We start from the raw sequence: 13823 nt of genomic DNA, 5'->3' as shown, positions 1-13823 counted from the left end.
AGAATAATAATATTTTTGCCAATAACATGGAGTTAGAGAATGATTCAGCCTAACGAGTTAAGCAAAGCAACTTGTGCTCTCCCACCACCGAATGAAATGATCTTGAAATGGGCAGCGGAACGCCCCAACCAAGTTTATTTAAGACAAATTATTAACCGAAAATTTGTTGAATACACCTATGCTGAAGTGGCCGACAAAGCACTCAGGCTCGCCTCGGCGCTACAAGCGCTAGGGGCAAAACCCCAAGATAAAATTGCACTCATTTCCAAAAACTGCGCTGAATGGTTTGTGTGTGATCTCGCAATGATGCTCGGCGACTTTGTCAGTGTTCCCATTTTTCCAACAGCTGGCGCCGATACCATCGAATACTGCCTCACCCATAGCGAAACAAAAATAGTCATTGTGGGTAAACTCGATAACGGCCAAGCCACCCAACAAGTATTGAGCCATTTGCCAGATATCATCAGTATTGCGCTACCCTATGATTCTGCTCCCACTTGCGATCACCTGTTTACAAAATTGATTGAGCATTATCCGCCAAGCACAGAACGCCCAGTACATCATGACAATAAGTTGATGTCTTTAGTCTATACATCGGGTACGTCGGGCTTGCCGAAAGGGGCTATGCTGACCTACGGTGCATTTAGCTGGTCAGCTCAACAGCTTATAAACCACATTGGCATTCAAGAAAACGACCGTTTATTTTCCTACCTCCCTTTGGCTCATATTACTGAACGTGTTTATATTTTTGGCTCTTCCATCATGGGTGGGGTACAAACGGCTTTCCCTGAATCATTAGACACCTTTATTGAAGATGTCAAAATGCAGCGCCCGACGCTCTTTATCTCAGTACCAAGGTTATGGACTCTATTTCAGCAACGCATTCAAGACAAATTACCGCAGAAAAAGCTCAATTTTCTGCTAAAGATCCCTTTTGTAAGCACGCTGATTAAGAAGAAACTTGCTGATGGCTTAGGGCTTGATCAAGCACGTGTGCTTGGTTGTGGCTCGGCTCCCGTATCACCGGCGTTATTAGAGTGGTATCACCAAATTGGGCTAAACATTACCGAAGCTTGGGGCATGACAGAATCTTTTGCTTATAGCACCCTGAACTACCCGTTTAGAGCCGACAAATTGGGGTCGGTTGGACGAGCAGGCCCAGGAATCGAACTTAAAATCGCTACTAATGATCATGAGATTATGGTGCGTGGCCAAGGACTATTTTCTGGCTATTATAAAAATGACATTGCAACTCAAGAGTCATTTGATAAAGAAGGATGGCTACATACTGGCGATATCGGTTTTATTGATGCTGAAGGTTATCTCACCATTCAAGGGCGCAAAAAGGACACCTTTAAAACAGCCAAAGGCAAGTTTGTGGCTCCCGTACCTATCGAAAATAAACTGTTCGAATACACTCGAGTCGAGATGATGTGTCTGATTGGCTTAGGGCTTCCCGCCCCTATTTTGCTGGTTGTTCCACATAATTTCCCTCATTTTGATCGCGTTCGTTATGAGCGTACTACTCAAAAAGTCATTAAGCGGATGAATGAGGAATTGGAATCGCATGAGCAAATCAAAGGCGTGCTGATGATAAAGGAGCCATGGTCAATCGAAAATGGTGTCCTCACTCCTACCTTAAAAATCAAGCGGCATGTATTAGAGCAGAAATATCATGAAATGGGGCACAATTGGCCAAAAGGACAACTGGTTGTTTGGGAAGAGTAATCCATTCTAATTGAGCAGGTTGGACTTAGCCTCTAACCTGCCAATACACCAAGTTTTCACACTAACAACCTCCTATATTGCCTAATATTTTGTCCTAATTTAACTCCTGTGCCTGCTATACTTAGCTTAAATAACGCCATTGAATAATTGGATCATGACACAAGATAATAACCCGCTGCATGGGGTCACTTTAGAAAAACTACTCACGGAGCTCGTTGAATACTATGGCTGGGAAGAGCTCAGCTATATGGTCAATATTAACTGCTTTAAAAAGGATCCGAGTATTAAATCAAGCTTGAAGTTTTTACGTAAAACTGAATGGGCACGTATTAAAGTGGAAGAAATCTATATCAACCTTAAGGGCTAACTAAACGATATGAATTTAGTGGTATAAACTACCTTCACCCGGCAGTTTCTGCTTTTATGGGTTTTTATGCCCTTTTCTATTTCGTTGTTACATAAAAAAGCCCCACCAGCTTTCACTGGTGGGGCTTTTTACGTTCAGCTTAGCTTTTAAGAATTACTTCTTATCTGCTTCTTTACGTGCTTTAACGTCAGCAATAACTTGCTCTGCAACGTTTGCAGGACATGCAGCGTAGTGTGAGAACTCCATAGAGAACTGACCACGACCAGATGTCATTGTACGTAGGTGACCGATATAACCAAACATTTCAGATAGAGGAACGTTCGCTTTAATACGTACACCTGTTACGCCAGCTTCTTGATCTTTAATCATGCCACGACGACGGTTAAGGTCACCGATAACATCACCAACGTGATCTTCTGGAGTAAACACGTCAACGTGCATAATTGGCTCTAGAAGTTGAGCGCCAGCTTTAGGCATAGATTGACGGAATGCACCTTTCGCTGCGATTTCAAATGCGATTGCAGATGAGTCAACTGCGTGGAAGCCACCGTCGAACAGTTCAACTTCAACGTCTAGTACAGGGAACCCAGCAAGAACACCTTGGTCCATCATAGACTTAAAGCCTTTCTCTACCGCAGGCCAGAATTCTTTAGGTACGTTACCACCAACAACTACTGATTTGAACGTGAAACCTGAATTTGGCTCACCTGGTTTGATACGGTAGTCGATCTTACCGAACTGACCAGAACCACCAGACTGTTTCTTATGCGTATAGCTGTCTTCAATTGCTTTAGTGATAGTTTCACGGTAAGCAACTTGAGGAGCACCAACGATAAGATCAATGCCGTGTGTACGCTTAAGGATATCAACTTTGATATCTAGGTGAAGTTCACCCATACCTTTTAGGATGGTTTCGCCAGTTTCTTCATCAGACTCAACTTGGAATGATGGATCTTCTGAAACCATTTTACCTAGCGCAATACCTAACTTCTCAGAACCGCCTTTGTCTTTAGGAGCAACAGCGATAGAGATTACAGGCGTTGGGAAAATCATTGGCTCAAGAGTACATTCGTGTTTAGGATCACATAGAGTGTGACCAGTTTTCACGTTTTTCATACCAACGATAGCGATGATATCACCCGCTTGAGCGGAATCAAGTTCGTTACGATCGTTCGCGTGCATCTCAACCATACGGCCAATACGCTCAGTCTTACCAGTAGCACTGTTAAGAATGGTGTCACCTTTCTTCAGTTTACCAGAATAAATACGGATAAACGTTAGGGCACCAAAACGGTCATCCATGATCTTGAATGCAAGTGCGCGGAATGGTTCGTCAACAGAAACTGTTGCAACTTTACCAGTAGGCTCACCTGTTTCAGGATCAGTCAGATCTTGAGGTACAACTTCAGCTGGAGCTGGAAGATAATCAACAACGGCATCTAGTAGAAGTTGCATGCCTTTGTTTTTGAATGCTGAACCACAGAATGTAGGGAAGAACGCTAATTCACGAGTACCCTTACGGATACAAGCTTTTAGTTGCTCAATAGTTGGCTCTTCGCCTTCCATATAAGCCATCATTAGCTCGTCGTCTTGCTCTACTGCAGTTTCGATTAGCATTTCACGGTATTCTTCAACTTGCTCTACCATGTCTGCTGGAATTTCTTTGATTTCGTAGTTTTCTGGCTGACCTGAATCATCCCAAACGTAAGCTTGACGGTTTAATACGTCAACAACGCCAACGAATTCGTCTTCACGACCAATTGGAAGAGTCATTACAAGTGGGTTTGCGCCAAGAACTTTCTTCACTTGTCCTACAACGCGGAAGAAGTCTGCACCCATACGGTCTAGTTTGTTTACGAAGATCAGACGAGCTACTTCTGAATCGTTCGCGTAACGCCAGTTAGTTTCTGACTGAGGTTCAACACCGCCAGAACCACAGAATACACCAACACCGCCATCAAGAACTTTCAGAGAACGGTAAACTTCAACTGTGAAGTCAACGTGCCCAGGAGTATCGATAACGTTAAAACGGTGATCTTTCCAGAAACAAGTCGTCGCTGCTGATTGAATTGTGATACCGCGTTCAGCTTCTTGATCCATGAAATCCATGGTAGAAGCGCCATCGTGTACTTCACCTGTACGGTGGATTTTACCAGTAAGCTTAAGAATACGCTCAGTGGTAGTGGTTTTACCGGCATCAACGTGCGCGAAAATACCAATGTTTCTGTATTTTGATAAATCTGCCATTGTCTTACTCTGTTAATAAGGTATAAAGTGCGCGCAGAGTATATCACAATCTGTCAAGACTGATACCCTTGCATACGCTTGCTTGAAAAAAAATATAGTACGGTTACGAACTGTCGGTGAAATATAGGTCATAACCGTAAAAGAGGCGAGTTTAATTAAGATTTATAACTCATCAAATGCTTCAATTGCTTCAGATAATTTCTTCACACCGTGCAATTGCATGCCAGGTATTCCACCTTTAGGCATATTCGCCATCGGAATAATTGCTTTCTTAAAACCATGTTTAAATGCTTCATTTAATCGCTCTTGACCACTAGGTACTGGGCGAATTTCTCCGGCCAAACCGACTTCGCCAAACACCACAACATCTTTAGCAAGTGGTTTATCTCTGAAGCTTGAAAGCAGTGCCATGAGAAGTGCTAAATCGGCGCTTGTTTCCGTCACTTTAACGCCACCAACCACATTAACAAACACATCTTGATCGGACATTTGTAAGCCACCGTGCTTGTGAAGCACTGCCAACAATAAAGATAAGCGATTTTGCTCAAGCCCAACGGCGACTCGCCTTGGGTTCGCTAATTGTGAATAGTCAACCAGTGCTTGGATCTCCACTAGCAGTGGACGCGTTCCTTCCCATACGACCATCACCGAACTGCCCGAAGTATCTTCTTCGCCTCGCGAAAGGAAAATGGCAGAAGGATTACTCACTTCACGCAAGCCCTGTCCCGTCATGGCAAAAACGCCGAGTTCATTGACCGCACCAAATCGGTTCTTGTGACTGCGTAATGTACGAAAACGACTATCAGTCCCTCCGTCGAGCAATACCGAGCAGTCAATAATATGCTCTAGCACTTTTGGACCAGCCAAAGAACCGTCTTTAGTAACGTGTCCGACTAAAAATACGGCAACGTTGTTTTGCTTAGCGTAGCGTGTGAGCGTTGTCGCAGACTCGCGCACTTGTGCCACCGTACCGGGAGAGGATTGGACGTCGGCCACATGCATCACTTGAATTGAGTCTATGACCATGATGCGGGGCTGCTCTTTTTCAGCGATTTGGCAAATGCGATCTACATTGGTTTCCGACAGCATTTTAAGCTTATCTTTAGGTAAGCCAAGACGAGAGGCTCGCATCGCGACTTGCTGAAGCGATTCTTCACCCGTGACATACAAAGCAGGCATTGACGCCGCGAGCTGACACATGGTTTGCAGCAATAAAGTCGATTTCCCAGCGCCAGGGTTACCACCGATTAAAATCGCCGCGCCGGGTACGACACCACCACCCAATACACGGTCCAACTCTTTAAAGCCGCTAGAAAACCGTGGGACTTCCTGCAGATTAATATCCGACAGCACTTGGACTTGTGATTCCGTTACCGCCCCAGCGTAACCACCTAGTCGCTCATTACGTGCAACCTGCGGCGATGCTGCCAAGCGTACTTCGGTGATAGTATTCCATGCACCACAAGCACTACATTGACCTTGCCAACGCGGAAAATCTGCGCCGCAATCATTACATACATAGGCGCGTTTTGCTTTTGCCATGCTTCCTCAACAATTCCTGTTTCTTGTTGGTAACCTATACTTTTCAAGCTTAAAGATTAAACTGTTAAGTAATCATGAAGTGATATAGGTTGATTTACGTTTAAATAAAGGTTGAACCTTCGCAACAGATAACTAAAGATTATGATAACGATGCCGATTAATCTTTGAGACGGACACTCTAACAGAAAAGTATGCAGCAATCTGAAATTCTATCAATCGCAGAGCGTTTGATCCCAGCTTACCGTTTACCTGATTTTGAATACCTTCTTTCACAAATGACAGAAGATGAGTCACCGTCGGCAAAATTACTGGTCAAAATGGAGCTCAATCGCATCATGGCTCCTTGTGTTAAAAGTATTGACTTGCGAGGTCGGGTACAAGGGGAATGCCGAGAATATGAATTAGATGGCCGCAAACATTGGTTCGACGATGTGGCCTTTAACGCGTATCACAAAGGGGTCAAAAAATTTGGTGCGTACACGGAAGGTGTATGGGAAGCATTAAACAATACGCCAAACAACTTCCGTGTGATGCAACAACGTGGTGCCCAAAACCCACAAAAAGACGGTGGTGGCAGTACGTTTTTTGAGGCTGAGCCAATTAAGCTTGGTTATGATCTCAAGCGTCAAGAAAATCGCTTAAAAGTCACCTCACAAGTTGAGATTCACCTACCTAGTAAACAGCTGGTCAATGGCCTCAGTGTTGATCTATCCGTTTCGGGTGCAAAATTTAAAGTTCCCGCCGCTTTTAACTACAAGCTCGGTGAGGTGATCAAAGTCTATTTTTCCGAACTCAACAAAACGTCAGAAGTGGTTGGACTGCACCACGCCATTGAATATCGTATTTTAGGTATTGATGAGTCTTACGATAACGATGCCGTGAAATTTCTGCGTACACTAAAACTTTCCGACACTAACATCATCGAAAAAGTGATTACTGAATCGCTGCAAAATAACACTCAAAAAGCGCGCCACGATAACCAAGATAAACTCATCCGAGCTCGAACCCGTGGTTACGAGCACACCTATTTAAAACACACCTGTAACTTACCAGTGTTTTTTAGTGGCAGTGAATTGAAGTTGGTGCTGCTGACTGAAAATAACCAACCGATCTGGCAATACTGGCACGACGAGCGTAATCAACAAGCACTCGGTTCGTTATTCAATAAAGAGCGGATGGAACAGTTAACCAAGCCGGGGATGCGGGGTAGCAATAATGTGCTTTATGCTTTTAAGCATGAACATCAGGAAAAAACGCTCTTTTTTTCAATGATGATGCCAGAGGCCAACCGTGAACAAAGAAAAATGTTTTGGCATGTTGGCGCTCGTCGACAAAGTTGGAAAGCGTTTCGCTTATTTGTCTTTGAACTCTCGGATGAAGAGCGTCAAGAACTTGCGGTTCATGCCCATGAATTGTCAGATCGCTCAAGCCACTTAACGCACTGTGGCGTTTTACAAGAAATTGGCGATGAGGATTCGGCAAAAGATTACCTATTGACTGACAAACCCAATTTACCCAATAGCGAACTCAATAAATTTCGTCATCCAAGGCAGATCATTGGCCAACCTACAGGTATTTATTTTGATGCTCGCTCGCGTAGAAAAGAGCCTCGTTACCAATTCAAGACACCGCTGACCATCACTTCAGGATCTGGGGTAAATGCAACTGGCCACACGATTGATTTATCCAAACGTGGTTTAAGTATTATTGTGGATACACCACTACCCGTGAAAGCAGGCGATAACGTCACCATCAATTACCACGAATTACAGCTTTACGACAAAAAGCTGCCACTGCATAGCCTTCCCTATAATGTCATTCGTATTGGGCCCGAAGGTCGGCGTCTACAATTGGTGATAGAAGAAAATATACATACCATCAAAACAATCGCTTTTTTCAATAGCATTATTGAAAACAATCAAGATAAGTTGTTACAGAAAGAAGAAGTGCTACCAAGTCATAACTTGCTGGAAGGGTTGCACAACATTTTGCTTGATAAGATGATAAGTTCGCCAATTTTCGTTGATAAACACGGTGCAAATTTACGCCCTAAAGTGATTGGCGTGAATTATCCCTTGCCGCCTCATCTGGTGTTACTGGCTAAATTAGGCCAAGAAAATCGCATCACGTTAGAGCCAATATTCAAAGGTCACACCAATACTCTACTGGCTAAACCGATGCGGCGCATTGAAGGAGCGATACCGCAATATCACGACGTTTATATTGCGGCAATCAAATTTGGCACGCGTATTCAATCAATCCAATCGAAATTATTAAGTGATTTTGAAAACACTAAAGAGCGTATTGATTTCATTCAAAAAGCACAGCACATGGGTGAAATTTACATCTTGAGGATTTGCAGTGCACCCGTCTTTGACCCAATCACTACGCTGCTGCGCAGTGATCTCAATGAGTTGGCACAAATTAGTCTTCATCACGCTCGTACGCTAGAAAAAGAGATCACCTCGATCATTGGTTATGGAGAGGTGATCGATATTACAGAAGAAGTATTGATTCGCTTAGAGCTGACCTTGTAAAAGCGACTGACTTTTGTAAAAGAGAGTATGGGTAAAAGAGGAAGTGGGCATCGCTCACTCTCTTATCTCTTGCTTATCTCTCGCTGTTGAGCTTTACTTAAGGCTTCACTTTCCAACTGAGTTTTTGCTGCTTCACCAATGAGGCAGAGAGAATACAGAGCACGCCACCAAGGCCTGCAAAACGGACCGCCGCTTGTGCTTTTTCTTCAACTTTAGGTTTAGCATGATAAGCAACGCCTAACCCCGCGGCAGCCATCATAACTAAATCATTCGCCCCATCGCCAACCGCGACAGTATTGTGCAATTCAATCTCATAACGTTGTGCTAACTCAACCAAAATATCGGCTTTGGTTTGTGCCGAAACGACATCACCTAGCACTTGACCAGTAAGCTTGTCATCAACAATTTCCAACGTATTGGATTGCGCATGATCAAGTTGCAGTTCGCTTTTTAAATAATCTGAAAAATAGGTAAAGCCACCGGATGCAATCGCCGTTTTCCACCCCAATGCATGCAGTGTCGCCACCAGTTCACGTAAATCGGGCATCATGGGTAATGTAGAGCGAACCGCTTCAAGAATCGACTCATCGGCACCAGCAAGCTTTCCAACCCGCTGACGCAAGCTTTGCTCAAAATCCAATTCACCTTGCATCGCTCGCTCAGTGACTTCGGCTACCTCCTCTCCGACACCCGCTAACTTAGCTATCTCATCAATACATTCAATTTGAATCGCCGTGGAGTCCATATCCATCACAATCAAACCCGGTTTAGAAAGGTCTGGTACTTCACACAAACGGGCATAATCAATTTCGAGCCCTTGTAAAATTTTCTCGTGCTCTGTTGTCAGCTCACCTGACATCAACGCCACTTCATAATGCCCCACTTTCCACATATCGAGGACAGCGTTGTAGTAACCGGTAAAAAAGTCAATATCATCAAAATGTTGAGTGGAGAGATAAGGTGCAAAAACAATCCAACTTGCTTTTGCTTTGTCAAATTGTGAAGAGAAACGAGTTTCAGGCAAGCGGTTGAGCAGCGTTGTGTGCCTTTTGATCGGCAATGTTTTGAGGGCATCCATGTTTATCATTCCTTAATCAATCCTTTCCTTCAGCCTGCTTAAACGCACAACAAGCAAAATGGGATCAACTCGATTCAATGCTCGAGTATCAATAAATGGGTGTATGCCCCTGACGTTACCCTATTGCAATTTAAAAACGCAAGTCTCAATATGAGTAAAGTTTTTATTTATCCAATCAGGTGGGTTATGGACGGCTCTTTATTTTCATTTCGCGTCGCAATTCGTGTGCTTACCGTCATTTTATTAGCAGGCATGTTCTTCTTTACCGTAAAAAACAGCGTTGTGATCAGTAAAGGTAACGAACGAATTCAGGCCAACCAACTAGAAACATTAACTAAGGTTTTGATTTCACAGGCATCATTATCTGCGGGCAGCATGATATCAGAGCAAGATCAAGAGCGCCTGCTAGCCCTTACCAACCAGTTAGCTCAAGATAAACTGGTGTTTGATGCCACCATTTATGATTCCGAAGGGGTCAAATTAGCCGCCAGCGATAACGCGTTAAGCGTACGCGAAGTATTAGGATTGGATACACCACTGCGCACGGCCAGCATTGGCCGTCAGCAACTGGTTGAGCCTGTCTATCATGAAAGCAGTATCATTGGTTTTATCCGCATTACTTTTGAAACTGGCCGCGTCACCGCAATTTCAGATCACCACTATCGTAAAAGTGATCGCTACATGTATCTCATGCTGCTAACCAGCTTTGTCAGCGGTGTATTGCTCACACTGCTACTGCTGCGCCGAAAGCCAAAGAGTGGTGGAGAGAACCTGCTGCTACAGAATGTGGATGATATGACCTAGCAGGCTTTGTAAATAAAAAAACCTCAGTTGCGACACTGAGGTTTTTTATAAAAGAATATTATTGAGCGTCGCCAATCAATACTGAATCTAACGCAATTTCAATCATTTCATTGAAAGTGTTTTGACGCTCTTCTGAAGTCGTTTGCTCGCCAGTTTTGATGTGATCAGAGACAGTGCAAATCGTCAGTGCTTTTGCGCCATATTCCGCCGCTACGCCGTAGATTCCTGCCGCTTCCATTTCTACACCAACAATGCCGTATTTATCCATAACATCGAACATCTCTGGATCTGGCGTGTAGAAAAGCTCTGCGGAGAACAAGTTACCCACTTTCACGTTAATACCACGCGCCGTAGCCGCTTCTTCTGCGGCTTTAACCATTTTGTAATCGGCAATCGCAGCAAAGTCGTGGTCTTTAAAACGGATGCGGTTAACTTTGGAATCGGTACAAGCACCCATACCAATCACAACATCACGCACTTTAATATCGTCGCTGACCGCACCACAGCTTCCGACACGGATCACTTTTTTCACGCCAAAATCTTTGATAAGTTCCGTCACGTAAATTGAGCATGAAGGGATCCCCATGCCATGGCCCATTACCGAAATTTTACGACCTTTGTATGTACCTGTATAACCAAACATGTTACGGACATCACACACTTGAACCACATCATCAAGGAAAGTTTCTGCGATGTATTTTGCGCGAAGTGGGTCACCCGGCATTAAAACGACGTCTGCAAATGCACCCATTTCAGCATTAATATGTGGAGTTGCCATTAAAAGTATCCTTTATCTAAATTGACCAAAGAATAGAGAGTGATCTCTCTATTCATCCTCAAAAAAATGAATCGCTACGCTTACTGTAAGAAATTGGTGCCGTAATCCATCGCAGACGTACCGAAATAGTGCGCCAGTGACTGACCAATATCAGCAAACGTCTCACGGCGGCCCAATGAACCGGGGGCCACTTTATGCCCATAAATCAAGACTGGAATATGCTCGCGCGTATGATCCGTACCCGGCCAAGTTGGATCGCAACCATGGTCCGCTGTAAGAATAAGTACATCGTCCTCTTCCATTAACTCAAGCACTTGTGGCAGACGCTTGTCAAAGTACTCCAGTGCCGCAGCGTAGCCCGCTACATCACGGCGATGACCATAAGCGGAATCAAAATCAACGAAGTTAGTGAAGACGATGGTGTTATCTTTCGCTTGTTTGATTTGTTCTAGTGTTGCATCAAATAAAGCTGGGATGCCTGTCGCTTTAACTTTATGAGTGATGCCGCAGTAGGCGTAAATATCGGCAATTTTACCAATAGAAACCACGTTACCTTGCTTCTCATCAACCAACTTTTGCAGCACGGTCGCCGCTGGCGGCTCAACGGATAAATCACGACGGTTGCCAGTACGAGCAAATTCTCCCGCTTTCGGGCCAATGAACGGGCGCGCAATCACGCGGCCAATGTTGTAATCCGCCAATTCTTCACGTGCGATCTGGCAAAGTTCTAACAAACGATCAAGACCAAACGTCTCTTCATGACAAGCAATTTGGAACACTGAATCAGCCGAGGTATAGAAAATCGGTTTACCCGTTTTCATGTGCTCTTCACCCAAATCATCTAAAACCTGAGTGCCTGATGCATGGCAGTTACCAAGAAAACCATCCAAACCTGCGCGTTCAATAATGCGATCTGTCAGCTCTTTCGGGAAACTATTTTGCTTATCGCTGAAATAACCCCATTCAAACAGCACAGGGACACCAGCAATTTCCCAGTGACCCGAAGGAGTATCTTTACCTGATGAAAGCTCAGCGGCGTGGCCGTACGCACCGATAATATCAGCGTTGGCATCAAGCCCCGGAGCAAAACGCCCCGTTGACTCTTTATGCGCCATAGCAAGCCCCAATTTCGATAAGTTTGGTAGCGTCAATGGGCCCTGGCGATCCGCGTTATTCGCTTCGCCTTTAGCACATTGGTCTGCGATGTGGCCCAAAGTGTCAGCGCCAACATCACCAAATTGTGGTGCATCAGCGGTTTCGCCGATACCAAATGAATCTAATACTAAAATAAATGCTCTTTTCATTGCTCTCTCCAACCGATATTTTTATACGTCTTCTGCGCGAATTTGACCGTAGACATCGGGTGTTGGTGTATATTCTCCGCCAATTTGAATGGCGCTTTGTAATGCTTTGGCCGCTTGTTGCCATTGCGCTTCATTACGCGCATGGATCACCGCCAACGGCTTGCTGCTATCGGCAACGTCACCTAGGCGAATAAATTGGTCAAACCCAACCGCGTAATCAATGGTGTCAGTTGCGACGCGGCGTCCACCGCCCATCTCCACCACGGCCATGCCAATCGCGCGAGTATCCATTGCCGATACGACGCCACTTTCTAGAGCGTAAACGGGCTTAACCAGCTCGGTTTTTTCAAGATAGTGATCGTAATTTTCAACAAAATCAGCGGGGCCGCCTAACCCTTTGACCATTTTGCCAAAGCATTCAGCCGCTTTTCCGTTATTAAGAACGGACATCAGTTTCGCACGAGCATCATTGCTGTCTTTTGCTAAATTGCCTAACAACAACATCTCAACGCAAGAGGCCAAGGTAATTTCCAGTAAGCGAGGGTTGCGATATTCACCAGTTAAAAAGCGTACCGCTTCACGCACTTCAAGGGCATTACCTGCCGAAGAGGCCAGCACTTGGTTCATATCCGTCAAAATAGCCGTGGTTTTCGTACCTGCGCCGTTAGCCACTGCGACGATAGATTTAGCCAACTCTTCAGAAGCTTCGTAAGTCGGCATAAATGCGCCAGAACCGACTTTGACATCCATCACCAAGGAATCTAACCCAGCGGCTAATTTTTTAGAAAGAATCGAGGCGGTGATGAGTGAAATATTGTCGACCGTTGCGGTAATGTCACGTGTGGCGTATACGCGTTTATCCGCTGGCGCGAGATCACCCGTTTGGCCGATGATAGCAACGCCCGCTTCTTTGGTTACTTGACCAAATACGTCATTACTTGGCGTGATGTTATAACCGGGAATCGACTCCAATTTATCCAGCGTGCCGCCCGTATGACCAAGGCCGCGCCCTGAAATCATAGGGACAAAACCACCGCAGGCTGCGACCATGGGGCCAAGCATCAACGAAGTGACATCGCCTACGCCGCCAGTTGAGTGTTTATCAACGATAGGGCCACCGAAGTTCATCGCATCCCAGTTGATCACCATCCCAGAATCACGCATAGCACACGTCAGTGCAATGCGCTCTGGCATAGTCATTTCATTGAAGAAAATCGTCATGGCAAAGGCCGCAATTTGGCCTTCGGAGACGGTATTATTCGCCACACCTTGAATAAAAAAGTTAATTTCTTCGGTGGTGAGGATCTCGCCGTCACGCTTTTTGCGAATAATTTCTTGAGGTAAAAAAGTTTGAGTTGAATACATTAGTTGCCTCCCAAGCATGATGCTTTGGTCAGTAAGGTAAAGAGGTAATCGGGAGCTGATGGCTCAGCTCCAC

At 44.8% G+C, this 13823-nt stretch carries 10 protein-coding genes; 4 read left to right on the top strand and 6 right to left on the bottom strand.

Annotated features, from left to right (window positions below):
* Positions 1-39: 39 nt before the first annotated feature.
* Both DD616_RS07880 and DD616_RS07875 read left to right on the top strand, forming a co-directional pair.
* Positions 40-1728: an AMP-binding protein gene (locus DD616_RS07880; RefSeq protein ID WP_208872150.1), complete on the top strand. Its 1689-nt coding sequence runs from the start codon at positions 40-42 to the stop codon at positions 1726-1728.
* A gap of 154 nt (positions 1729-1882) precedes the next feature.
* Positions 1883-2095, top strand: coding sequence for a VF530 family protein (locus DD616_RS07875; protein WP_017046551.1), 213 nt, complete (start codon positions 1883-1885; stop codon positions 2093-2095).
* A gap of 153 nt (positions 2096-2248) precedes the next feature.
* Here the strand turns inward: DD616_RS07875 and fusA are convergent, their stop codons facing one another.
* Together fusA and radA are read right to left on the bottom strand one after the other, a co-directional pair.
* Complete coding sequence (fusA, locus tag DD616_RS07870; protein WP_017043055.1) at positions 2249-4342, bottom strand: elongation factor G; 2094 nt, start codon at positions 4340-4342, stop codon at positions 2249-2251.
* Positions 4343-4504: 162 nt separating this feature from the next.
* The gene (gene radA / locus DD616_RS07865; RefSeq protein WP_013856131.1) at positions 4505-5884 is read right to left on the bottom strand and encodes a DNA repair protein RadA; all 1380 of its coding nucleotides are present in this window, start codon (positions 5882-5884) and stop codon (positions 4505-4507) included.
* Between the two features lie 191 nt (positions 5885-6075).
* Here radA and DD616_RS07860 point away from each other — a divergent pair, with 191 nt between their 5' ends.
* The gene (locus DD616_RS07860; protein WP_019282345.1) at positions 6076-8421 is read left to right on the top strand and encodes a PilZ domain-containing protein; all 2346 of its coding nucleotides are present in this window, start codon (positions 6076-6078) and stop codon (positions 8419-8421) included.
* Positions 8422-8518: 97 nt separating this feature from the next.
* Here DD616_RS07860 and serB read toward each other — a convergent pair whose 3' ends face one another.
* Entirely contained in the window at positions 8519-9499 is a 981-nt protein-coding gene (serB, locus tag DD616_RS07855; protein WP_208872149.1) for a phosphoserine phosphatase, read from the bottom strand.
* Between the two features lie 186 nt (positions 9500-9685).
* On the opposite strand from serB, the gene DD616_RS07850 reads away from it, so the two are divergent.
* Positions 9686-10303 carry a YtjB family periplasmic protein gene (locus DD616_RS07850; protein ID WP_026027378.1) on the top strand — a complete coding sequence of 206 codons (618 nt, stop codon included), beginning with the start codon at positions 9686-9688 and terminating at the stop codon, positions 10301-10303.
* A 58-nt stretch (positions 10304-10361) separates the two neighbouring features.
* Here DD616_RS07850 and deoD read toward each other — a convergent pair whose 3' ends face one another.
* From deoD to deoA, 3 genes are all read right to left on the bottom strand, one after another.
* Positions 10362-11081, bottom strand: a complete 720-nt coding sequence (deoD, locus tag DD616_RS07845) for a purine-nucleoside phosphorylase (RefSeq protein WP_013856127.1) — start codon at positions 11079-11081, stop codon at positions 10362-10364.
* 80 nt (positions 11082-11161) lie between these two features.
* Positions 11162-12385, bottom strand: coding sequence for a phosphopentomutase (locus DD616_RS07840; RefSeq protein ID WP_026027379.1), 1224 nt, complete (start codon positions 12383-12385; stop codon positions 11162-11164).
* Between the two features lie 21 nt (positions 12386-12406).
* Positions 12407-13768, bottom strand: coding sequence for a thymidine phosphorylase (deoA, locus tag DD616_RS07835; RefSeq protein ID WP_017043061.1), 1362 nt, complete (start codon positions 13766-13768; stop codon positions 12407-12409).
* Positions 13769-13823 lie beyond the last annotated feature (55 nt).

It is taken from the genome of Vibrio anguillarum (assembly GCF_003390515.1).
Taxonomy (GTDB): domain Bacteria; phylum Pseudomonadota; class Gammaproteobacteria; order Enterobacterales; family Vibrionaceae; genus Vibrio; species Vibrio anguillarum.
Note: the sequence above shows the minus strand (reverse complement) of the source record. Positions and strands in the feature narration are given on the sequence as shown.

Bases quoted from the DNA above. Each gene is read 5' to 3' on its own strand.
- deoA (WP_017043061.1), bottom strand. From the start codon at position 13,768: ATGCTTGGGAGGCAACTAATGTATTCAACTCAAACTTTTTTACCTCAA.
- DD616_RS07875 (WP_017046551.1), top strand. From the start codon at position 1,883: ATGACACAAGATAATAACCCGCTGCATGGGGTCACTTTAGAAAAACTA.
- DD616_RS07880 (WP_208872150.1), top strand. From the start codon at position 40: ATGATTCAGCCTAACGAGTTAAGCAAAGCAACTTGTGCTCTCCCACCA.
- fusA (WP_017043055.1), bottom strand. From the start codon at position 4,342: ATGGCAGATTTATCAAAATACAGAAACATTGGTATTTTCGCGCACGTT.
- DD616_RS07850 (WP_026027378.1), top strand. From the start codon at position 9,686: ATGGACGGCTCTTTATTTTCATTTCGCGTCGCAATTCGTGTGCTTACC.
- DD616_RS07840 (WP_026027379.1), bottom strand. From the start codon at position 12,385: ATGAAAAGAGCATTTATTTTAGTATTAGATTCATTTGGTATCGGCGAA.
- radA (WP_013856131.1), bottom strand. From the start codon at position 5,884: ATGGCAAAAGCAAAACGCGCCTATGTATGTAATGATTGCGGCGCAGAT.
- deoD (WP_013856127.1), bottom strand. From the start codon at position 11,081: ATGGCAACTCCACATATTAATGCTGAAATGGGTGCATTTGCAGACGTC.
- DD616_RS07860 (WP_019282345.1), top strand. From the start codon at position 6,076: ATGCAGCAATCTGAAATTCTATCAATCGCAGAGCGTTTGATCCCAGCT.
- serB (WP_208872149.1), bottom strand. From the start codon at position 9,499: ATGGATGCCCTCAAAACATTGCCGATCAAAAGGCACACAACGCTGCTC.